This window comes from Virgisporangium ochraceum (assembly GCF_016863655.1).
GTDB lineage: Bacteria > Actinomycetota > Actinomycetes > Mycobacteriales > Micromonosporaceae > Virgisporangium > Virgisporangium ochraceum.
Window position 1 is genome coordinate 1 of sequence record NZ_BOPH01000106.1, and the last position, 23,383, is coordinate 23,383.

At 75.4% G+C, this 23,383-nt stretch carries 13 protein-coding genes; 9 read left to right on the plus strand and 4 right to left on the minus strand.

What is annotated here, in order from left to right; all coding sequences use genetic code 11:
- Positions 1–145: 145 nt before the first annotated feature.
- From Voc01_RS39150 to Voc01_RS39160, 3 genes are all read left to right on the plus strand, one after another.
- Positions 146–364: a DUF7455 domain-containing protein gene (locus Voc01_RS39150; RefSeq protein WP_203932753.1), complete on the plus strand. Its 219-nt coding sequence runs from the start codon at positions 146–148 to the stop codon at positions 362–364.
- A gap of 394 nt (positions 365–758) precedes the next feature.
- On the plus strand, positions 759–1,097 hold the full coding sequence (locus Voc01_RS39155) for a YnfA family protein (RefSeq protein WP_203932754.1): 339 nt from the start codon (positions 759–761) through the stop codon (positions 1,095–1,097).
- A gap of 3 nt (positions 1,098–1,100) precedes the next feature.
- On the plus strand, positions 1,101–1,622 hold the full coding sequence (locus tag Voc01_RS39160; protein WP_203932755.1) for a DUF488 domain-containing protein: 522 nt from the start codon (positions 1,101–1,103) through the stop codon (positions 1,620–1,622).
- On the opposite strand, the gene Voc01_RS39165 is transcribed toward Voc01_RS39160, so the two are convergent.
- Both Voc01_RS39165 and Voc01_RS39170 read right to left on the minus strand, forming a co-directional pair.
- The gene (locus Voc01_RS39165) at positions 1,623–2,186 is read right to left on the minus strand and encodes a hypothetical protein (protein ID WP_239160822.1); all 564 of its coding nucleotides are present in this window, start codon (positions 2,184–2,186) and stop codon (positions 1,623–1,625) included.
- A 57-nt stretch (positions 2,187–2,243) separates the two neighbouring features.
- Positions 2,244–3,008: an enoyl-CoA hydratase-related protein gene (locus Voc01_RS39170; RefSeq protein ID WP_239160823.1), complete on the minus strand. Its 765-nt coding sequence runs from the start codon at positions 3,006–3,008 to the stop codon at positions 2,244–2,246.
- A 55-nt stretch (positions 3,009–3,063) separates the two neighbouring features.
- Here Voc01_RS39170 and Voc01_RS39175 point away from each other — a divergent pair, with 55 nt between their 5' ends.
- The 6 genes from Voc01_RS39175 to Voc01_RS39200 all read left to right on the plus strand — a co-directional run bounded on the left by Voc01_RS39175 (position 3,064) and on the right by Voc01_RS39200 (position 20,130).
- Positions 3,064–4,068 (plus strand): hypothetical protein, encoded by a 1,005-nt coding sequence (locus Voc01_RS39175; protein ID WP_203932757.1) that lies wholly within the window; start codon positions 3,064–3,066, stop codon positions 4,066–4,068.
- A 24-nt stretch (positions 4,069–4,092) separates the two neighbouring features.
- Positions 4,093–5,172, plus strand: coding sequence for a hypothetical protein (locus tag Voc01_RS39180; RefSeq protein WP_203932758.1), 1,080 nt, complete (start codon positions 4,093–4,095; stop codon positions 5,170–5,172).
- A gap of 4 nt (positions 5,173–5,176) precedes the next feature.
- Positions 5,177–6,193: a 3-oxoacyl-ACP synthase III gene (locus tag Voc01_RS39185; protein ID WP_203932759.1), complete on the plus strand. Its 1,017-nt coding sequence runs from the start codon at positions 5,177–5,179 to the stop codon at positions 6,191–6,193.
- Positions 6,194–6,271: 78 nt separating this feature from the next.
- Positions 6,272–7,867, plus strand: coding sequence for a PfaD family polyunsaturated fatty acid/polyketide biosynthesis protein (locus tag Voc01_RS39190; RefSeq protein ID WP_203932760.1), 1,596 nt, complete (start codon positions 6,272–6,274; stop codon positions 7,865–7,867).
- The gene (locus Voc01_RS39195) at positions 7,867–13,968 is read left to right on the plus strand and encodes a type I polyketide synthase (protein WP_203932761.1); all 6,102 of its coding nucleotides are present in this window, start codon (positions 7,867–7,869) and stop codon (positions 13,966–13,968) included. Before Voc01_RS39190 ends, Voc01_RS39195 begins: the two co-directional genes overlap by 1 nt.
- A gap of 3 nt (positions 13,969–13,971) precedes the next feature.
- The gene (locus Voc01_RS39200) at positions 13,972–20,130 is read left to right on the plus strand and encodes a beta-ketoacyl synthase N-terminal-like domain-containing protein (protein WP_203932762.1); all 6,159 of its coding nucleotides are present in this window, start codon (positions 13,972–13,974) and stop codon (positions 20,128–20,130) included.
- Positions 20,131–20,148: 18 nt separating this feature from the next.
- Here the strand turns inward: Voc01_RS39200 and Voc01_RS39205 are convergent, their stop codons facing one another.
- A complete protein-coding gene (locus Voc01_RS39205; protein WP_203932763.1) occupies positions 20,149–22,506 on the minus strand; it encodes an ABC transporter permease in 2,358 nt (785 codons plus the stop codon).
- Between the two features lie 126 nt (positions 22,507–22,632).
- Positions 22,633–23,325: an ABC transporter ATP-binding protein gene (locus Voc01_RS39210; protein WP_203932764.1), complete on the minus strand. Its 693-nt coding sequence runs from the start codon at positions 23,323–23,325 to the stop codon at positions 22,633–22,635.
- Between the last annotated feature and the right edge of the window lie 58 nt (positions 23,326–23,383).

Sequence of the window (23,383 nt, forward strand, 5' to 3'; positions counted from 1 at the left end):
GCACATGTCGATCCATCGACGGCCCACTCACCGCGACCGCGCAACCAACTGGCAGCCGTACGTCACCGGGCTGGAACTGAAGTCGGCCGGCTGGCGGCCGTAGCAATGGGTGCCAGCACGTCGAGCAGCACGAAGGAGATGAGCGATGTCCCCGATTGTCCTCACCGAGCCGACCGTCACCGTCGCCGTCGAGTTGCCGGAGCGCTGCGACCGCTGCGGCGCCGACGGCAAGGTCCGCACCTTCATGCCCGGTGGTGGTGACCTCACCTTCTGCGGACACCACGCCAACCGTTACGCCAGCACCATCCGCACCAGCGCCAACCACGTCGTCATCGAGACCGGCTTCGGCTGGCGCACCCGCTGACCGCACGCCACACCCCACCCTGACCGTCCCACCCCACCGCACCACCCCCACCGCACCACCCCCACCCCGCCGCGCGCCGCGTATCCACCCCCGTACGCACCGCGCCCCTCACGCCCCACCCCCGCGCGAACCCCTCCGGCGCGCGGGGGTGGGGCCGCCGTGTTTCCCCCCGACCCGCCCCACCCCAGCCGCCGATCTTGGACACTTGTGCATCGAATTCGATGTAGAAGTGTCCAAGATCGGCCGGCCGCTGCTTTCGCGCCTGCGAGGCGTCCGACGACGCCGGGTGACTTGCAGTTGTGGCCGCCCTTTTGCCCCGCTCACGACCATTTCATCCCGGCCACACCTGCAAGATCGACGGGAGCGGGGAGGGTCGGCGTGGTCGGATGGGACCGTGAGGGTTGGCTGGTCGGTGTTCCTGTTCGTTCTTGCGGCTGCCGCTGAGATCGGGGGTGCGTGGCTGGTGTGGCAGGGGGTGCGGGGACATCGCGGGCTGCTGTGGGTCGCGGCGGGCGTCGCCGCGCTCGGGGTGTACGGGTTCGTCGCCACGCTGCAGCCCGACGCCAACTTCGGGCGGATCCTCGCCGCCTACGGCGGGGTCTTCGTGGCCGGCTCGCTCGGGTGGGCCATGGTCGTCGACGGGTTCCGGCCCGACCGGTACGACGTCGCCGGGGCGATGCTCTGCCTGCTCGGGGTCGCGGTGATCATGTACGCCCCGCGGTCGGGCGGCTGACCCGTGATCCGCACCGTGGGACACGGCGCCCGGCCGGTCGAGGAGCTCGTCGCCATCCTGCTGGAGGCCGGGGTCGACACGCTCGTCGACGTGCGGCGCTTCCCCGGGTCCCGCCGCCATCCGCAGTTCGGACGTGACGCGCTCGCCGCCACCCTGCGCACGGCGGGCCTGCGCTACGCCTGGGAGGGCGAGGCCCTCGGCGGACGGCGACAGCGACGGCCCGACTCGCGCCACACCGCGCTGCGCAACGAATCGTTCGCGGCCTACGCCGAGCACATGGACACGCCGCTGTTCCGCACCGCCCTCGACCGGCTGACCGCCGGCTCCGCCGTCATGTGCGCCGAGACCCTCTGGTGGCGCTGCCACCGGATGCTCGTCGCCGACGCGCTGGTGCTGCGCGGGGTGACCGTGGAGCACCTGCTCGAGGTCGGCAAGAGCCAGCCGCACCGGGTCACCGAGGGGGCCCGACCCGACTCCGACGGCTGGCCGGTGTACGACGCGCAGCAGCCGCTCCCCGGCCTCTGATCAGGGGGCCGCCGCCTCCAGCGGCCCGGTGGCCGGCCCCCCGTCGAGCCCGCTCGGGTCGACGCTCCACGCCTCCGCGATCCGCAGGACGTCGGACTCGCCGACCAGGATGTCCGCATCCGGGTCGGAGATGCCGATGGCGGTCTCGGCCGGGTCGGGGTCGCCGACCCACCGCTGCACCTCGGCCGAGCGCCCGCTGTAGGCGAAGCTCCGCACCAGCGTGCCCGTGACCGCCCGTTCCCACTCGTGCTGCTCGAGTCCCCGGTGCGTGGAGTACCGGTGCACCTCGGTGCCCAACGAGGCGGACAGGTCCTCGACGGACACGGGACCGGTCCACAGCCACCGGCCGACCACGAGCAGCCAGCGGCTCCCGCCGACACCGTCGACCACGGGGGTGAGGGCCACCCGGTCGTCGGTCAGGTGGGCCAGGTCGATCCCGGCGCGCCACCCCACCGGTCCCAGATTCCGCAGCCGCAACGCCGCGCGGACCTCGGCCGCCGTGCCGTCGCGCACGGCCAGCCACACCTGTTTCGGCCCGAACCCGACCATCCGTTCCCTGTCCACCCGCCCCACGCTAGCGCCCGGGAGATCCAGACGATCGAGCGAGCGCTGACCGCCGGCCTACTCCGGCCAGTGCGGCGCCCGCTTCTCCAGGAAGGAGGCCATGCCCTCGCGGGCGGCGGCGGTCTGGGACGCCGCGGCCATCACCTCGACCGCCACCGTGTACGCGTCGGCCTCCGGGCGGTCGAGCTGGGCGTACAGCGTCTGCTTGCCGAGGGCCTTGCTCGCCCGGCTGCCCCGCGTCGCCCGTCCCAGAAGGTCTGTCACCTCGGCGGCCAGCCGGTCGTCGGGGACGACGCGGTTGACCAGACCCCACTCCAGGGCGGTGCGGGCGTCGATGGGATCGCCGGTCAGCGCGAGCTCCATCAGGCGTTTGCGGCCCACCGCCCGGGCCACGGGGACAGCCGGCGTGTGGCAGAACCAGCCACCCTTGCCGCCCGGAAGCGCGAAGCCCGCCGACTCGGCCGCCACCGCCAGGTCGCACGACGCCACCAGCTGACAGCCCGCCGCGGTGGCCAGGCCGTGCACCTGGGCGATCACCACCTGCGGTACGGTCTGGATCGTGCGCATCAGGTCGGTGCACAGCCGCAGGAGGTCGCGGGTGGCGGCCAGGTCGCGGCCCGCCACGTCGGCGAAGTCGTGGCCCGCGCAGAACACCGGGCCGTTGCCGGCCAGCACGATGCCCGTGGCGTCGGTGGCCGCCGTCTCGCGGAAGGCCGCGAGGAGGTCGGCCAGATGACCGGCGGACAGCGAGTTGCGCCGCGCCGGGCGGTTCATCGTGACGACGACGGTGTCGCCCGTCCGGTCGACCAGAATGTTGTCCACGGCGCCCACGCTATGCGGCCGTGACGCGGCGCGACACCGGACACGTCTTCCGGGCATGAGAAGAGCCTTGTGGGACCTGGTCGCCGTGGTCGTCACGGCGGTCGGTGGTCTGGCCGCGTACACGGCACGGGAGACCGGGGACTGCGCGGTCGAACGGCTCGCGTTGCCCTCGCCCGGCGCGTACAGCCTCGTGTTCGCGATGGACCCGTCGGGACGCCACATCGTCGGCCGCACCCGCGGCGGTGGCGACCCGTCCGACCTCGACCTGGTCGTCTGGACCGACGGCAGGCCGCGCCGGGTCGACCTCCCGGGTGACAGCTACCAGATCCCGGAGGACGTCAACGCGGCCGGGATCGCGGTCGGCACCGCCACCTTCGGGACGCTGGGCGGACCGATGGAGCACAGGGCCTGGCAGTACCGCGACGGCGCGGCCACGACGCTGCCGCTCACCGAGGCCTTCGGCGTCAGCGACGACGGGGTGGTGGTCGGCACCCACGACCGGCGTCCGGCGCTGTGGCGCCCGGGTGCGGCCGCACCGACGCCGCTCGCGACGTCCACCGGCGACGCCTACGACATCACCCCCGACGGCCGGACGATCGTCGGCATGACCGGGACCGGGAGCAGCCTGCGCCCGTACGTCTGGTCGGCCGACGGCACGGCGCGGGAACTGCCGCTGCCGACGATCGACGGCCGGCCGGCGCTGGGCGCTGGAGCGTCGTCGGTGACCGGCGACTGGGTCACCGGGTTCGCCACCACCTGGCAGAGCGACCGGGGCCTGCCGGTCCGGTGGAACCTGCGCACCGGCGAGGTGACCGCGTTCCCCCGGTACGACCTCGGCGGCGCCGCCGTCAGCGACGGCGGCGTGCTCAGCGCCAGGGAGGACCGGCACGCCGTGCTGCTCGGCGGTGCGAGGACGCTGACGCTGCGCCGCCTCGACGACGGCACCGCCGCTCCCGACACGGCCGAGGCGATCAGCCCGGACGGCCGCCGCATCGCCGGCAACGCCGCGTCGGCCGGTGCCGGCGGGACGGCACCGGTCCTCTGGCGGTGCGCGGCGTAGGCTCGTCGTCCTGGGGGTGGACGCGTGACCGACAGGAAGGCGCTCAGGGCGGCGCTCCGCGCGGTCGCCACGCCGGACCTGTACCGCGACCACATGTTCCGGTCGGCCGACTCCCCCACCGACGTCACGCCCGCCGGTACCGGCAGACCCCGACCGGGTGCCGCCACCCGCGCGGTCGCCGAGTTCTTCTGGTTCTGGGACGGCCCCGGTGCCGACGACGGCCTCGCGGCATACCGCGCCGGTGACCCGGCCCGCGCCGACGCGGCCTGGGAGGCGGCCGGAACCGACGTGGCGCACCACAACCTGGCCGTGCTCAACCACCTGCTCGCCCTCGACCTCGACCACGAGGTACGGGTCGGCGCGGCACAGTGGCGGCGGGCGTACAGGTTCTGGCTGCGCGTGTGGCGGTCCGACCCGTTCTGGGACGCGTACGCCGCCAGAGCCGACGCAACCGAGGTCATCCGCGAGGAGCTGCCGCTGGTGCTGGCCCGGGTCGGCGCGTCGGTCGCGGTGCGCTGGGCCGAGCGCCGCCAGTCCGACGCCATGGTCGAGGCGCACTGGCAGCTGGTCGAGTACGACGGCTTCCCCGACGACGTGCGCGCCGCCGCCCGCCGGGCCGCGGCCAACGCGGTGATCGCGCGGATCGGAGACCGTGTCGACCAGGCCAACGACGCGATCCGCCGGACGCCCGAGAAACTGGCGTCGATCGCCCGGTCGCTGCACGACGCGGTGCTGCCGGCCGTCGAGACGCTCAGGCTGGGGCCGCCGGACCGGCACACCGCCGTCCGCGACGCGGTCGCCGTTCAGCTGCTGAAGTACGCGGTCTTCTACCACGAGTGGACCGGAGACTGGGGTGAGAGCCTCACGCTGGTGTACCTGGCCCGCACACTCGGGACCTACCGGGTCGGCGCGAAGATCGCAGCGTACGCCGACGAGCTGGAACGCGAGCGCGACGCCGACCAGCGCCGGGTCGGCGTGTGGGACCGCGAGTTCGGCGCCGGGCGGCACGACGTCGGCCCCGGACACAGGGTCCGACGCCTGCCGTCCTTCCACCGGCCCGTTCCGGACCTGCGTGACCTCCGCTGGTCCCGCGACCTGAGCTGACCCCGTGTTCCAGCAGGTGTCGGTCGGCAGCGTCGTCCAGGTGGAGCCGCCGCTGCGGGTGACCTCCGCCGAGCTGGCCCGGCGGCTGGAGCCCGCCCGGGAACGCCTCGGCGTGCATCCCGACGTGCTGCTGGAGGAGGTCGCCGGCATCCGGGCCCGCCGCCTGTGGCCACCCGGCACCCGGGTCGCCGACGCGGCGGCGCTGGCCGGCCAGCGGGCGCTGGTCACCGCCGGGATCCCGCGCGACCGGGTCGGTCTGCTCGTCGACACCTCGGTGTCGCGCGACCACCTGGAACCGTCGGCCGCGAGCGTCGTCCACGCGGCGTTGGGACTCGGCGAAGGGTGCCTCAACTTCGACCTGTCCAACGCCTGCCTCGGCTTCCTGACCGGCATGGACGTGGCCGGCCGCATGATCGAGCACGGCGCCGTGGAGTACGCGCTGGTCGTCGACGCCGAGGTGAGCGGGCGGATCATCGACGCGACGGTCGAGCGGCTCAACCGGCCCGACGCCACGGTCGAGGGGTTCCGGGAGGAGTTCGCGTCGCTGACCCTGGGCTCGGCCGCGGCGGCGATGGTCCTGGGCCGCCGCGGGCTGCTCCCCGACGGTCCCCGCTTCACGGGCACCGTGTCCCTGGCCGCCACCGAGTTCTCGCATCTGTGCCGCGGCGACCTCGACCGCATGGTCACCGACAGCGCCGCGGTGCTCGAGGAGGGCCTGCGGCTCGCGGACCGGACCTACCGGCGCGCCGTCGAGGCGTTCGGCTGGGACGGCGCGCCGCCCGACGAGGTGGCCGCGCACCAGGTCGGCCGGGCACACACCGACGGCCTGGTCGAGCGGCTGGGCCTGGACCCTACCCGGGTGCTGCGCGTGTACCCCGAACGCGGCAACATCGGACCCGCCGGCCTGCCCGTCGTGCTGGCCGAACTCGCCCGCACGGGCCGGCTGCGCCGGGGCTCCCGGGTGGCCCTGATGGGCATCGGCTCCGGTCTGAACTGCTCCATGGCCGACCTCGTCTGGTAGGCCGCTGCGGTCGCCTCGCGTGGTAGCCGGTCCGATCGCGGACAGTGGCGCCCACGCCGGTCGGTACTGTGTTCAGCAATGGACCCCGCCACGATCGCCGCCCACCTGAGCGACATCCGGATGCCGCTGCATCTGGTCCAGGACCACACCGGCGTCGCGGTCACCAGGGCGGAAACGGACCGGCGCATCGGCACGCTGCCGCCCATGTACCCCGAGTGGCTCGGCGACCGCGGCTTCGGCGCCACCCACGGCGTCCGCTTCCCGTACGTCGTCGGCGAGATGGCCAACGGCATCGCCACGACCCGCATGGTCGCCGCGGCCGCGCAGACCGGCCTGCTCGGCTTCTTCGGCGCGGCGGGCCTCGGCGTCGACCGGGTGGAGCGCGCGCTCGACGAGCTGGGCCGCACCACCGCGCCCTTGGGCGTCAACCTGATCCACACGCCCAGCGAGCCGCGGCTGGAGACCCACGTCGCCGACCTGCTGCTGCGGCGCGGCGTCACGCGGATCTCGGCGTCGGCGTTCATGGACATCACGCCCGCCGTCGCCCGGTGCGCGGCCACCGGCCTGCGGGTCGGCCCCGACGGTGCGATCGTGCGGCCGGTTCACATTTTCGCGAAGGTGTCCCGCCCGGAGACGGCCGCCGCGTTCCTGTCGCCGGCGCCGCGGCGGATCGTCGAGGCCCTGGTGCGCGACGGGCTGCTCACCGCCGACGAGGCCTGGCTCGCCGAGCGGGTGCCGGTCGCCGAGGACGTCACCGTGGAAGGTGACAGCGGCGGGCACACCGACAACCGTCCGCTCGCCGCGGTGCTGCCGGCGGTGCTCGCGCTGCGCGACGAGCTGACCGAGCGGTACGGCTACCAGCGTCCGGTGCGGGTAGGCGCCGGCGGCGGGCTCGGCGACCCGCTCGCCGTCGCGGCGGCGTTCGCGCTGGGCGCGGCCTACGTCGTGACCGGCTCGGTGAACCAGCTCGCCGTCGAGTCGGGCATGTCAGCGGACGCGCGTGAGCTGCTCGCCGCGGCCGACCTCGCCGACGTGACCATGGCACCCGCGGCCGACATGTTCGAGTTGGGCGTCAAGGTGCAGGTGCTGCGCCGGGGCACCATGTACGCCACCCGCGCCGCCCGGCTCTACGAGGCGTACCGCGCCCACGCCTCCCTCGACGCGATGCCCGCGCAGACGCTGGCCGCGCTGGAGCGCGACGTCCTGCACGCCACCGTCGAGGAGATCTGGACGCAGACGCGCGCCTTCTGGGAGCAGCGCGACCCCGCGCAGCTCACGCTCGCCGAGCGCGACCCCCGCCACCGCATGGCCCTGGTCTTCCGGTGGTACCTGGGCATGTCGAGCCGGTGGGCGATCGACGGGGAGACCGCGCGGCGCACCGACTACCAGCTCTGGGCCGGGCCCGCGGTCGGCGCGTTCAACCGGTGGACCCGGGGCAGCTTCCTCGCCGAGCCCGCGGAACGCACGGTCGCCCAGATCGCCCTCAACCTGCTGGAGGGCGCGGCCGTGGTCACCCGGGCGCACCAGGCGCGCACGGTCGGGGTCCCGGTGCCGCCGGAGGCGTTCACGTTCCGTCCGCGCCGGCTCGCGACGGCCGCGACCACAGCGACCGCAACGACCACCGCGACCGCCGCGACCACCGACGGCCGGACTCCGCACGGCGTGGCCGCGTGATGACCGAGCCCGTCGCCGTCGTCGCCGCCGGCGCGCTGCTGCCCGGCTCCCCCGGCGTCGGACCGTTCTGGCGCACGCTCGTCGCCGGCCGCGACCTGATGACCGACGTGCCGGCCAGCCGCTGGCTGGTCGAGGACCATTACAGCCCCGACCGCGCCGCGAAGGACAAGACGTACGGACGCCGTGGCGCGTTCCTCCCGGAGATCGACTTCGATCCCCTGCGCTTCGGCATCCCGCCGAACAACCTGTCGGCGATCGACACCGGACAGCTGCTCGCGCTCGTGGTGGCCGAGCAGGTCCTCGCCGGGTGCCGGCTGCCCGACCGGTCCCGGGTCGGCGTGCTGATCGGCGCGTCGGGCCTGCCGCGCATGACCGAGGCGGCGGCGCCGCTGCAGCGGCCGGTGTGGCTGCGCGCCCTGCGCGAGCACGGCGTCGACGAGGAGCTGGCACAGGCGATCTGCGACCGCATCGGCGCGCACTACGTGCCCTGGCAGGAGGAGACGTTCCCCGGGCTGCTCACCAACGTCGTCAGCGGGCGCATCGCGAACCGGTTCGACCTGCACGGGGTCAACCACACCACCGACGCGGCGTGCGCGAGTTCGCTCGCCGCGCTGTACGCGGCCGTCGCCGAACTGACCCTCGACCGCGCCGACCTCGTCCTCACCGGCGGCGTCGACACGATGAACGACGTCACGATGTTCACCTGCTTCTCGCAGACGCCCGCGCTGTCACCGTCGGGCGACTGCCGGCCGTTCGCCGCCGACGCCGACGGCACGATGCTCGGCGAGGGCCTGGTGATGTTCGCGCTCAAGCGCCTGTCCGACGCCGAACGCGACGGCGACCCCGTCTACGCCGTCGTCCGCGGCGTCGGCGCCGCGTCCGACGGGAAGGGCGGCGCGATCTACGCGCCGGTCCCGGCCGGTCAGGCGCGGGCGCTGCGGTCGGCGTACGCGGCGGCGGGGTACGGTCCGCACACCGTCGAGCTCGTCGAGGCCCATGGGACCGGGACCAGCGCCGGCGACGCCGCCGAGTTCGCCGCGCTGCGCGAGGTGTTCTCCGGGCGACCGGACCGGCAGTGGTGCGCCCTGGGCTCGGTGAAGTCGCAGATCGGGCACACCAAGTCGGCCGCGGGCGCGGCCGGGCTGCTGAAGGCCGTGCTGGCGGTGCACCACAAGGTCCTCCCGCCGACGATCAAGGTGGAGCGGCCGCATCCCGACCTCGACGTCGCCGACAGCCCGTTCTACCTGAACACGGGGACGCGGCCGTGGGTCCGGCCGGCGGGCGGGCACCCCCGGCGCGCGGCGGTGTCGAGCTTCGGGTTCGGCGGCACGAATTTCCACGTGACCGTCGAGGAGTACACCGGCGGCATCCGGCCGCCCCGGATGCGCTCGCTGCCGACGGAGCTGATGCTGCTGAGCGCGGACTCGCCCGCGGACCTGAAGGCGCGGGCCGACCGGCTGACGTCCTCCTCCGGTGTGTCCCTCGCCGCGCTGGCCCGGCGGTCCGTCGCCGAGTTCGACCCGGCGGCCGGGGTGCGCCTGGCCGTCGTCGCGTCGGACCCCGCCGAGCTCGCCGCGACGCTCGTGGCCGCGCTGCCCGCGATCGAGGCGGGCCGGCCGTTGCCGCCGCGGGTACGCGCGCACTACGCCACCGGCCCGACCGACGTCGGGAGGATCGGGTTCCTGTTCCCCGGGCAGGGCTCGCAGTACGTGGGAATGGGCACCGACCTCGCGGTCCACCTGGATGCGGCCCGGCGGGCCTGGGACCGCGCCGCCGGCCTCGACCCGGACCTGCACCGCGCCGTCTTCCCGCCGCCGGCCTTCACCGACGACGACCGCGCCGCGCAGAACGCCCGGCTGACCGCGACCGACCGCGCGCAGCCCGCGCTGGCCGTGCACAGCCTGTCGCTGCTGGCCGCCCTCGACGTCGCCGGCCTCACGCCCGACTGCGTGGCCGGGCACAGCTTCGGCGAGCTGGTCGCGCTGCACGCGGCCGGCGCCTACGACGCCGACACGCTGGTGCTGCTGGCCCGCCGGCGCGGCGAGTTGATGGCCGGCGCGCCCGGCCGGGGCGGGATGCTCGCCGCCGCGGCCGCTCCGGAGACGGTGCGGGCCGCGATCACCGACCTGCCCGACGTGTGGTTCGCCAACCACAACGCCCCCCGCCAGGTGGTGCTCGCCGGCACGCTGCCCGCCCTGGACGCCGCCGCGAACCGGCTGCGGACGAGCGGCATCCAGGTGACCCGGCTCAACGCCGCCACCGGCTTCCACAGCCCGCTGGTCGCCTCGGCCCGCAAGCCGCTGCTCGCCTACCTGCGCGGCGACGACGTGAAGGTGCCGACGCTGCCCGTCTACGGGACGGCCGGCGGCCGGACCTACCCGGCCGACCCCGACGGGGTCCGCGAACGGCTGTCCGCCCAGCTCGCCGAGCCGGTCGCGTTCGTCACCCTGGTGGAGGCGATGTACGGGTCCGGGGTGCGCACGTTCGTCGAGGTCGGCGCCGGCACGGTGCTCACCGGCCTGGTCGGGCGGATCCTCGAGGGCCGGCCGCACACCGCGGTCGCCCTCGACCGGCCGGGCGTCGACGGGCTGACCAGCCTCCAGGAGGGCCTGGGCCGGCTCGCCGTGCAAGGAGTGGCCATGAATCTCGAAGCCCTGTCGGCGGAGTCGGGAGAACCGGACCCGCCGCCGAGCGGGACGCTGTCGACGTCGGCGGTGCGGCTCAACGGCGGCAACTACGGCCGGCCGCACCCGCCTGCGGCGTCGGGTGGGCTGCCGCCGGTCGCGCCGCCCCCGCAGCGGGTCGACGAGTCGTGGCTGCGCGTCATCGAGAACACGCAGCGGCAGCTCGCGGAGGTGCAGACCGCGTTCCAACGCAGCATGGCCGACAGCCACGCCCAGTACCTGCGCATGGCCGAGGCCGCGATGACGGGCATGTTCGGCGCCATGACGGGTCAGCCGCCCGCTCCCGCGGCTCCTGGCGCTCCTGGCACTGCGGCGTTCCCCGCGCCGGCGGTTCCCACGCCGGTGGAGCAGCTGCCTGCCGGGCCGGCTGAGGCGTTACCCGCGGCGCCGGCCGTTCCGCTCCCGGCCCCGCCACCAGTTCCGCCACCTGTTTCCCTGCCTCCCCCGCCGGCCGTCCCCACGCCCGCGGCGGCGCAACCGCTTCCGCCGGCTCCGGTGCCCGCGGCGGCCGCACCACCGTCCACAGTGGACGCCCAGCGGGTCAGCGACGTCCTGCTCTCGGTGGTGGCCGAACGCACCGGCTACCCCGTCGACGTGCTCGACGTCGACATGGCCCTCGACACCGACCTCGGCATCGACTCCATCAAGAAGGTCGAGATCCTGTCCGCGGTCCGCGACCGCGTCGGCGAGGCCCCCGAGGGTGAGCTGTCCGCGCTGGCCTCGCTGCGCACCTTGCGCGACATCGCCGAGCGCTTCGGCGGCACCGCCCCGGCCCTGGAGCCGACGCCCGACCCGGAGCCACCGCTCGACCTCGAGCCACCCGGCGAACCGGAGCCGCCTGCCGACACCGCGTCGCCGCCGGAGCAGGCAGAACCACCGGAGCAGACAGAGCCGCCGGAGCTGTCAGAGCCGTCGGAGCCGGAGGAGCCGGTGGGGTCGGACGAGCCCGCGCCCGGTGTCCCCCTCCAGCAGCAACTTCCGCTCGGCCCGACCGTCCCGACCGTGCCCGCCGCCCCGGCCACGCCGTCGATCGCCGTCGACCCGTCGCCGGTGGCGGCGCCGGCCGAGGCGCCGCGGCGGGCGTCCGCACCCGCCGTCGCGCGGATGACGCAGACGCCGCTGCCCCTCGACCTTCCACGCCAGACGCAGCGCCCCGCCGACCCGCACCCGGGCACCGACCTCGTCCGGCGGGCGCTGCGGCCGGTCCCCACCGCACGCACCGGCCTGTCGATGCCCGGCCTCACCCGCGGCCTCGTCGCCGTGACCGACGACGGGCGCGGCATCGCGTCGCTCGTCGTCGCCGGGCTGCGGCGCCACGGGCTGCACGCCGAGGTCGTGGCCGAGGTCCCCGCCGACGCCGCCGGGGTGGTCGCGCTCGACGGCCTGCGGCGGGTGACGTCCGTCGACTCGGCCGCCAACGCGCAGCGGTCGGCCCTGCGGGCGGCACGGGCGGTGGCCAAGCGGATGGAGTCCGGCGGCGGCGTCTTCGTGACGGTGCAGGACACCGGCGGCGACTTCGGGCTCGGTACGCCGGCCGACCCGGCGCGGGCGTGGCTCGGTGGACCGGCCGCGCTGGCGCGCACGGTCGCCCGGGAGTGGCCGGAGGCCGCGGTCAAGGCGATCGACTGCGCCGCCGACGGGCGTTCGCCGAAGGCCGTCGCCGAGGCGATCGTCGCTGAGATCCTCGGTGGGGCCGGTGCGCCCGAGGTCGGGTTGCGGGCCGACGGCTCCCGGGTGGTGCCGGTCGCGGTCCACGTTCCACTGAGGACGGACCGGTCGCGCAAGCCACGGCTGGGCAACGGGTCCGTGGTCGTCGTGTCGGGCGGCGCCCGCGGGGTCACGGCGGCGGCGCTGCGATCGCTCGTCACGGCCCGGCTGCCGCGGCTGGTCATTCTGGGACGCACACCGCTGTCGGCCGAGCCGCCCGGGCTCGCCGGGGCCACCGACGAGCCGGGGCTGGTGCGGCTGCTGGCCGAGCGCCAGCCGGGGCCGCCGGCCGAGCTGGCGGCTCGCGCGCGCCGCTTCCTCGCCACCCGTGAGATCAACCAGACGCTCGCCGGGCTGCGCCGCGACGGCGTCGAGTGCCGGTACGTCAGCGTCGACGTACGCGACGCCGACGCGGTGAGCCAGGTGCTCGAGTTCGTGCGCTCGGACTGGGGACCGGTGCGCGCGCTGATCCACGGTGCCGGCGTGCTCGCCGACGCGCGGGTGGCCGACAAGACCGACGAGCAGTTCGCGCGGGTCTTCAGCACCAAGGTGCACGGGCTGGCCGCGCTGCTCGACGCCACCGCCGAGGACCCGCTCGAGGTGCTGTGCGTGTTCTCCTCCGTCGCGGCGGTGTTCGGCAACGCCGGGCAGGCCGACTACGCGATGGCCAACGAGGTGCTCGGCCAGGTGCTCGCGACCGAGCAGGCGCGGCGGCCGGGCTGCCTGGTGCGAGCCGTCGCGTGGGGGCCGTGGCAGGGCGGCATGGTGACGCCGGCGCTCGCGAAACGGTTCCGCGACAACGGGGTGGCGCTGATCCACCCCGAGGCCGGCGCGCGCGCGTTCGCCGCCGAGGTCGACGGGCCGGTCATCGGTGACGTCGTGGTCGTGCGGGCCGCGCCCGGTCCCGACGCGCCCCGCGGTGTGGCGGTCGACGCCGACGTGGCCGAGGTCGTCGTGACCGCCGCGGACCACCCGTACCTCTCCGACCACCGGGTCGGTGACGTCGCCGTGCTGCCCGTGGCGACCGTGCTCGACTGGTTCGCCCGCGTCGCGCGGACCCGGCATCCCGGTCCCGGAAGCCTGGTGCTGCGGGACGTCCGGGTCCTCGACAAGGTCACGTTGCCGCGGCTGGCCGACGGCGGCCACCGGCTGGTGCTGCGCGGTCGCGAGGTCGACACCGACGGCGCCGACGGTGTCCGCGTGTTCGGCATCGACCTGACCGACGACGCGGGCCGGCCGCACTTCCGCGCCGGCGCCACCGCCGCGGGCACCGGTGAGTCCACTGTGGACTTCGAACCCGCGGGGCTCGAACCGCTCGCCGACCCCTACGACGGCGGCACGCTGTTCCACGGGCCCGCGCTGCGCGTGCTGCGCTCGGTGTCCGTCGGCGCCGCGGGCGCGGACGGCGCGGTCACCGGTGCGGCGAACGGCCCTGTCGGTGGCGAGGTCGACATCGCGGCCGTCGACGGCGCGTTGCAACTGGCACTGCTGTGGGCGCGGCGGGCCGGTGCCGGCGACACGCTGCCGATGAGCGTGTCGGAGGTGCGGCTGCACCGCCGCGGCCCGGCCGCCGAGGAGCTGCGCTGCGTCGTGCGCGCGGTCCGCGCGGACGCCGACGGCGCCGTCTGCGACGTAATTCTGCGGGACCGGGACGGAGCGCCGCACGCGGAGCTGCTCGGTGTGCACCTGGTGCGCCGCCCCGGAAGCTGAGCCGTGGAACCCGTCGCGATCGTGGGACGCGGCTGCGTCGTGCCCGGCGCGACGGACCCCGACGCGTTCTGGCGCAACGTCGCCGCCGGGCACCGGTCCGTCCACAGTGGATACGGGCGGGTGCACGGCTTCGACGATGTCTTCGACCCGGACGGGTTCGCGCTCGACGGCGTCATGGAGCTGGATCCGTTGTTCCGCTGGGTGCTGCACGCCGGCCGCCAGGCGCTCCACGAGGCGGGGCGCACGGGTCCGCAACCCGGTGCCGGCCTGGTGCTGGGCAACCTGTCGTACCCGACCGCGGGGCTGGCCCGCGTCGCCGAACAGGTGTGGCGCGACGGCGCGCCGGTCACCGATCCCCGGAACCGGTTCTCGTCCGGCCTTCCCGCCCACCTCGCGGCGACCGCGCTCGGACTCGGCCGCGGCGGCTTCGCCCTCGACGCCGCGTGCGCGTCGGCGCTGTACGCGATCGGGCTCGCCTGCGACCGCCTGCGCGACGGCCGCGCCGACCTGATGCTCGCCGGCGCCGTCAGCCGCGCCGACCGCCGGCTGATCGCGGGCGGCTTCCGCGCGCTCGGCGCGTCGAGCCCGACCGGCCGCAGCCGCCCGTTCCACCGCGACGCCGACGGGCTCGTCCCGGGCGAGGGCGCGGTGCTCGTCGCGCTCGTGCGGCTGCGGGACGCGGTGGCGGCCGGAACGCCGGTGCTGGGCGTCATCCGGGCGGTGGGACTGTCGAACGACGGTCGTACCGGCGGGCTGCTGGTCCCCTCCGAAGAGGGCCAGGTGCGGGCGATGCGCCTCGCGTACGCCGCGGCGGGGGTCGCGCCGGAGACCGTGTCGCTGCTGGAGTGCCACGCGACCGGCACGCCGGTCGGCGACACGGTCGAGGCCCGCAGCGCCGCCCGCGTCTTCGCCGGGTGCGCCGACCTTCCGCTCGGCTCGGTGAAGTCGAACGTCGGGCACCTCCTGACCGCCGCCGGCGGTGCCGGTCTCCTCAAGCTCCTCGGCGCGATGCGCGCCGGCGTCCGCCCGGCGTCGTTGGCGGCGGACGCTCCGATCGACGCCTTCGACGGGACCCCGCTTCGGCTGCTCGCCGCACCCGAGGAGTGGCCCGGTCCGCGCCGGGCCGCGGTCAGCGCGTTCGGCTTCGGTGGCGCCAACGCCCACCTGGTCGTCGAGGAGTGGGACGGCGGGGCACCGGCGAGCGGGTCGCGCGCTCAGCCGGTCACCGAGGTGGTGATCACCGCGATCGGAGCGCGCGTCGCCGACGGCGCCGACGCCACCGACCTGCGCCGCGCGGTGCTGACCGGCACGCCGGCGCCACACGCCCGCGACCGCATCGGGGTCGCCGTGGCGGGGCTGCGGTTCCCGCCCAACGACCTGGCCGCGGCGCACGCGCAGCACGTGCTGCTCCTGGAGGCGGCGCGCGAGGCCGTGGCGGGCCGGACGCTGCCGCGCGACCGCACCTGCGTGATGGTCGGGACGGGCGTCGACGCGGAGGTGGCGCGCTACGCCCTCGACGGCGCGGCGGCCGGCGCGGGCGAGGTGCTCGGCACGATGCCGAACCTGGTCGCCAACCGCATCACCGTCCAGCTCGACGTGGCGGGGCCCGGGCTGACGGTGTCGGCCGAGGAGGCGTCCGGCCTCGTCGCGCTCGACCTGGCGGTGCGGGCCCTACGCGCCGGCGACGCCGACGTGGCGGTGGTGGGCGCCGTCGACCTGTCGTGGGAACCGGTGCACCGGGCGGCCCTGCGGGCGCTGGGTCGCGACCGTCCCCCGGGCGACGCGGCGGTGGTGCTGGTCCTGGAACGCCGCTCCGACGCGGAGCGCGCCGGCCGACCCACGCTGGCGGTGATCGACCTGTCATCCCACGCGCACCCCGACCTGGTGATCGGCTTTTCAGGAACGAACGCGCAGTCAGACTCCACGTTTGTTCCTGAAAAGGCGATCACCGCGCCACGCTTCGACCCCGCGGAGCTGTTCGGCACCGCCCACGCGGCGTCCGGTCTGGTCGCCGTGGCGGTGGGCGCCATCGCGGTGCGGCACCGGGCGTCTCCGCGGGGCGGTGGGTTCGCCCGGCCACTGCCCGGTGCCGGGGTCTGCCGGGTCGAGATCGAGCCGCTGGGCGCGACACCCCTGACGGTGACGCTGTGCCCCGCCGGCCCGCCCGCACCCTGGACCACCGCCGCCCCGCACCGCCTGCGCGTCTTCTCCGGCCCCGACCGCGCCGGGGTCCTGGCCGCGCTCGACGCGGGCCGCGAGTTGGACGCCGGCCCCGCGCGACTGGCCGTGCTCGCCGACGACGCGCGGCCGGCCCTGCACGCCGACGACGCGCGGCTGCTGGCGGCGCGGCGGTGGCTCACCGACGGCGGACCGCGGCCCGACGGCGTCGCCTACCGCGACCGGCCCGTCGACGGCGAGACCGCGTTCGTCTACACCAACGGCGCGGCCGCCTACCCCGGCATGGGCGACGAGCTGGCGCTCGCGTTCCCGGACGTGGTGCCGCCGGTGGCCGCGCCGGACGGGTCCGGGGTCCTGGACCTGATCTGGGGCGCCGCGGTCGTGGCCGGCATGCACACGACCCTCGCGCGGGACGTCCTCGGGCTGCGGCCGTCGGCCGCGATCGGCTACTCGTCGGGCGAGTCGGCGGCGCTGGGGGCGATGGGTGCCTGGCACGACGTCTCCGGGCTCCTGGGCGATCTCGCGGCCAGCGACCTGTTCCGCACCGGGCTCACCGGCCGGTTCGAGGTGCTGAAGCGGGCGTGGCCGGACGGGGCGACGTCGTGGGCGAGCTACCTGGTCGGTGCGCCGGCGGGGACCGTCCGGGCCGCGCTCGAGGGAGGGGACCTCGGCGGCGTGCACCTGCTGACGGTCACCACGCCCCGGTCGTGTGTGGTCGGCGGGCCGCGCGACGGGTGCGCGGCGCTGCTGCGCCGGCTCGGCGACGTGCCGGCCGCCCCGCTGGACTACCCGATCGCCGCGCACGTGCCGGAGCTGGCCGCCGTCCGCGACGAGTACCGGCGCCTCCACCACCGCCCGACCCGCGACGTGCCCGGCGTCCGCTTCTACAGCGGCGCCACCGGCGACAGCTACCGCGCCAGCGCCGACCGGGCCGCCGACGCGCTCGTGGCCCAGGTCCTGGGAACCGTCGACTTCGTGCGCGTCATCGAACGGGCCTACGCCGACGGTGTCCGGGTGTTCGTGGAGCAGGGGCCGCAGGGCCACTGCACCGCCTGGATCCGCCAGATCCTGGCGGGCCGGGACCACGTCGCGGTCGCCCTCGACGCACCGGGGCGCCCGCTCCGGCAGCTGTGCCAGGCCGTGGTCGAGCTGGTCGCGGCCGGTGTCCCGGTCGCCGTGGACCGGCTGCTCGACCACCTGACCGTCGCCGCCGACCACCGCGACCCACCGTCCGGCCCCACGCTCGACCTGCCGGCCCACCCGCCGGAGCTGCGGCTGCGGGGGTCCACCGAGCCGGAGCACCTCCCGGACGCGCCCCTGCTCCCACCACCACCACCCGGACGCCGGCCCGCCATCCCCCGCCAGCGGACCCCCGAGCCATCACCCCGGCTGGGGGCGGCACCGCCGGTGGCGCCCCCGATCTCGCGGCCGGTCGGGGCCGCGGAGGTCGTGGCGGCGCAGTTCGCCCGGGTGAGCGCGGCGCACCACGAGTTCCTCTCCCACCAGACGGCCGCCCACGCACACTTCCTCGCCGTCTCCGCCCGCGCCACGGCGGCACTCTCCCGGCCCGTCCCCCGACAGGCCGCACCCACCAGCGCCACTCCCCCACAGGCCGCGCCCACCCAGGCCGCACCCACCCCGCCTGGCCCACCGCGGGCCGCGCCCGCCCGGCCCATCCCGCCGCAGGCCGCGCCCGCGCGGTTCGACCGGGCCGAGCTGGAACGCCTCGCCGCCGGCGACGTCGCCGCCCTCTTCGGGCCGCGCTTCGCCGCGCTGGCCGGCCGCGCCCGGCTGACCCGCCTTCCCACGCCGCCGATGCTGCTGGTCGACCGGGTCACCGGCATCGACGCCGAGCCCGCCTCGATGGGGACCGGCACCATCCACACCGAGACCGACGTCACCGCCGACGCCTGGTACCTCGACGCGACCGGACGCATCCCCGCCGGCCTGATGGTCGAGGCCGGCCAGGCCGACCTGCTGCTCATCAGCTGGCTCGGCGTCGACCTGCTCCACCGCGGCGACCGCGTCTACCGCCTCCTCGGCTGCGAGCTGACCTACCACGGCAGCCCCGCGGCGACCGGCGACGCCCTGCGCTTCGAGATCCACGTCGACGGGCACGCCGAGCACGGCGGGGTGCGCCTGTTCTTCTTCCACTACGACTGCTTCGTCGGCGCCGACCGGCGCATGACCGTCCACAATGGACAAGCCGGCTTCTTCACCGACGACGAGCTCGCCGACACCGCCGGCATCCGCTGGGACCCGGCGCACAACCCGCCCACCGGGCCCCGGCCCGACCCGCCGGCCGTGCTGCCCGGGCACCGCGCCTTCGACGCGCACCGGGTCCGCGCGTTCGCGGAGGGCCGTCCCGCGGACTGCTTCGGTCCACAGTGGACCGCCACCGGCGCGCACGTGCGCACCCCGCGCATCGACGACGGCCGCCTGCTCCTGCTCGGCGAGGTGCCGGAACTCGACCCGTCCGGCGGTCCCTGGAGCCGCGGCTACCTCCGCGCCGAGACGGCCGTGACCCCCGACGACTGGTACTTCGACGGCCACTTCACCAACGACCCGTGCATGCCGGGCACCCTGATGTTCCAGGGCGGCCTGCAGGCGATGGCGTTCTACCTGTCCGCGCTGGGCCACACGATTCCCCGCGACGGCTGGCGCTTCGAGCCGGTACCCGACGAGCCGGTGACCCTGCGCTGCCGCGGCCAGGTCGCGCCGGGCAACCGGCGCATCGTGTACGAGGTGTTCGTCCGCGGCCTGTCCGCGTCGCCGTTTCCCACGCTGTACGCCGACGTCCTCGGCACCGTCGACGGGGTACAGGCGTTCCACGCGGAGGGCGCGGCGCTGCGCCTCGTCCCCGACTGGCCACAGTGGACACCCGCGGTCGTAGAGAGCGGCGACGTCGCCGTCGTGGAAGGGGTGCGGCAGGACCTGCGCGCGCTCCGCGCGTGCGCGCGCGGTCCCATGGTCGAAGCGATGGGACCGGCGTTCGCGCGCTTCGACGCGGCCGGGCTGCGCGCCCCGCGCCTGCCCGGGCCGCCGTACCACCTGGTGTCGCGGATCGTCGCGGTCGACGGTGCGTTCGGCGCGATGCGGGCCGGCACCTCGGTGACCGCCGAGTACGACGTGCCCGCCGACGCCTGGTACTTCGCGGAGTCCGGTGCCGCCACGATGCCGTTCGCCGTGCTGATGGAGGTGGCGCTCCAGCCCTGCGGCTGGCTCGCGATGTACCTCGGCAGCGTGCTCGACGCCGACGGCACCCTGCTGTTCCGCAACCTCGACGGCGCCGGAACCGTCCACCGCGAGGTGCGGCCCGGCGACGCGACGCTGCGGACCACCGTGGTCAACCGCGAGATCTCCCGCTACGAGTCGATGGTCATCGAGTCGTTCACGGTGTCGTGCGCGCTCGCCGACGGTACGCCGGTGTTCGACCTGGAGACCGTGTTCGGCTTCTTCCCGCCGGAGGCGTTCGTCGACCAGGCCGGCCTGCCGCCACCCACGTCCCCGGTGCCGGCGGGACGGACTGTCGACCTGCGCGCCACGCCGCGCCTGCCCGGTCCGATGCTCGTGATGCTCGACCGCGTCACCGCGTACGCCCCCGACGGCGGCAGCCACGGTCTCGGCCGCCTCCGCGCCGAGAAGGACGTCGACGCCGACGACTGGTACTTCAAGGCGCACTTCTTCCAGGACCCCGTGCAGCCGGGATCGCTGGGCGTGCAGGCCATGTGCAGCCTGCTCCAGTGGTATCTGGTCGAGCGCGGTGTGAGCGGCCGCTTCGAGCCGGTGCGCACCGGTCACCGCGTCGCGTGGCGGTACCGTGGCCAGGTCGTGCCGACCGACACGCTGGTCTCGGTCGACCTCGACATCACCGCCGTCGGCACCGACGAACACGGCCCGTACGCCACCGCCGACGGGTGGCTGTGGGTCGACGGCCGCTGCATCTACCACGTCACCGGCCTCGGCATGCGCGCCGTCGGCTGAGCCGGCGTCGGCCTCGGCTCACTCGTTGTGCAGCACCTCGGCGATGGTCAGCCGGGCGGCGCCGCGGGCCGGAAGCAGCGCGCCGAGCAGCGCGATCACGAGTCCCGCCGCACCCACGAGCACGAGCGTCGGTGCCTGCCACACCTCCAGGACCACCCGCGGCAGGCTCACCCCGGCCCCGTCGGCCGCGAGCGGCACGACGTACCGGTGCGCGAGGATGCCCAGCGGGATCCCGAGCACCCCACCGGCTACGCCGACGACGGTCACCGACGCGAGCACCATCGTGACCACCTGGCGCGGCGTCATCCCCATCGACTTGAGCGTGCCGAGGTCGCGGCGCCGCTCGCGGACGTTGAGCACGACCGTGTTGAACACCCCGAGCGCCGCGACGGTCGACAGCAGCAGCGACAGCACCGTCGAGAAGCCGATGACGGTGACCGTGAACGCGTTGACCTGCGCGGTGCCGTACGCGTCGATCCCCGGGTCGGCCGCCCGCGCCGCCCGCACGTACGCGGCCGCGTCGCCACCCGGCACCAGCTGCACCTGGTAGCGCATCTCGTGCGGCTCCACGACGCGGTCGGGCGCCAGCGCGGTGAGCACCTGCCAGTCGACGAGGACACCGGGCTCCGCGAGCGGGACGCTCATCAGCTCGCCGACCACGGTCACCACCGTGCGCCGCCCCCCGGCCTCCAGGGTGATCCGGTCGCCGACCGCCAGCCCGCGTTCACGGATGAGCGTCGACGGGACGACCGCCTCGCCGGGCCGCTCGATCCAGCGTCCGTCGCTGAGCATGTCCTGGTAGCTCATCGCCGAGTAGTCGCCACGCAGGAAGATGACGCTCAACGGCTGGGTCTGCCCGACCGCGGCGAACGGTAGCTGCAGGCTCGCGGTCACGCGCGCGGCGTCGGGCAGGCCGCGCAGCAGGTCCTCGACCTCCGCGTCCGTGCGGGTCGTCTTCACCGGCTCCTCCGTGGGCGGCTGCCCCGGGCTGCCGACGCGGTGCAGTCCGTCGGACGGCCACACCGCGACCTGTCCCGACGCCCGATCCTCCACTATGGACACCCGGGTGAGCGTCGCGGCCAGGCCGGTCGCGAACGTCACCGTGGTGACGCCGAGCAGGACCGCGGTGACCGTGAAAGCGGTGCGACCGGGACGCGCGAACGGCAGGCCGAGCCCGAGCGTGACGTGCCGCGGCAGCCTGACGACGGCCAGCCGCCCCTGGACCCGGGTGCCCCGGCCGGTGCGCGGTGCGCTGCCGGCACTGATCGCCTCGGCGGCCGACAGCCGGTGCGCCCGGACGGCGGGCATGAACGCCACGAGGGCCACGAACGCCGGTACCCCGAGCAGACCGACGAGCCACACCCAGAGCGGGACACCGCTGTCGGCGCCGAGGCCGAGGTCCTCGAAGCCGTCGGCGAGCAGCGGTCGGGCGGCGACGGCGCCCCCGACGGTCCCGAGAACACTGCCGACGACGGCCGGGACCGACACCATCGCGACGTACACGGCGACCACCTGCCGCGGCGTGAACCCGATCGCCTTGAGGATCCCGATGTGCCGGTAGCCGGAAACGACCGCGCCGCTGACCACGTTGCCCACGATGACGATCGCGACGACCAGCCCGAGCACCCCGAACGTCGCGAGGAACGGAACGACCGTCTTCAGCATCTCGCCGAACTCCTCCTTGACGACGAGGTACGGCTGCGCGGCGACCAGCGCACCCGGCGGCAGGCCGGCGGTGGCCGCGGCCAGCCGCTTCTCCACCGCGGCCGTGGTCGACACGTCGCCGTCGAACCGGTAGAGCATCTGCAGGGACGTGGGACCCAGCTCCGCCAACTGCTCCGGCGCGACCCACGCGTCGGCGGTGTGGCCGAGGCTGTACGCCCGGCCGACGACGGTGAACGGCCTGCCTCCCAGTGTCACCGACGAGCCGACGTAGGGCGGGACGCCGTCCTGTGGCGGCTCGGCGAGCACGACCTCCCCGGGTGCGGTGGCCCACCGCCCGTCCCAGAGGTCGAGCCGGTCGACGGGGCCACCCGGATCGGCGCGTCCCACCACGGTCTTCGGACCCTCGGGCCGCGGTCCACCGGTGCCGGTCAGTTCCAGGACGGCCTGCCCGAACGGTCCCGCCGCGGCGGCGACCCCGGTCTTCGGACCGGCGAGCTGCGACGCGGTGACCGCGGCAGGGTCGAACACCGCGACCACGTGCGCGCCGCGCTGCGCGGCGAAGGCCCGGTCGAACGGCGCCGACGAGGCCTCCAGCAGGGCCAGCGCCACCACGATCGTCGCGGTGGACATGAGGACCACCAGCCCGATCACGAACGTCTGCACCCGGCGCCGGCGCACCGCCGACCGCGACGCCCGCCAGACGGCACTCATGCTGTGCCTCCGAAATCCCGCACAAGAGCCGCGCGTGAGCGCCGGGGCTCCGCCCCGGCGCTCACGCCGTACCTCCGAAATCCCACACAAGAGCCGCGCGTGAGCGCCGGGGCTCCGCCCCGGCGCTCACGCGCGCTCCAGGACGCGCTCGTTGACGATGCGGCCGTCGGCGAGCTCGACGACGCGGCTGGCGCAGCGGGTCGCGAGGCGCTCGTCGTGGGTGACGATGAGCAGCGTCTGGCCGATCTGGTTGAGGTCGAGCAGCAGGTCCATCACCTGCTCGCCGGCCCGGCTGTCGAGGGCGCCGGTCGGCTCGTCGGCCATGAGCAGCGCGGGCCGGTTCATCAGCGCGCGGGCGACCGCCACCCGCTGCCGCTCGCCGCCGCTCAGCGTGGCCGGGTAGGCGTTGCGCCGGTCGGCGACGCCGAGCTCGTCGAGCAGTTCCAGGGCGCGCCGGCGGGCGGCGCCGGCCCGCGAGCCGGTCAGCTGGGCGGCGAGGGCCACGTTGTCGAGCGCGGTCAGGTCGTCGAGGAGGTTGAAGAACTGGAAGATCATGCCCACCTTGTGACGGCGGAACAGCGCGAGCCGCGTCTCGTCGAGCCGCCCCAGGTCCTCGTCGTGGACCACCACCGACCCGGACGTCGGCCGGTCGAGCCCGGCGATCATGTTCAGCATCGTCGACTTGCCGCAGCCCGAGGGGCCCATCACGGCCACCGCCTCGCCGCTGTGGATCTCGAGCGTCACCCCGTCGAGGGCGGTGGTGTCGCCGTACTCTTTGCGGACGTCGTCGAGCCGCACGACGTGGGTTCCCGTGGTCATGGCGCCACGCTAGGGTCACGGGCGGCGCCCGGTCATCCGTCCCGCGATGCAACCTGCC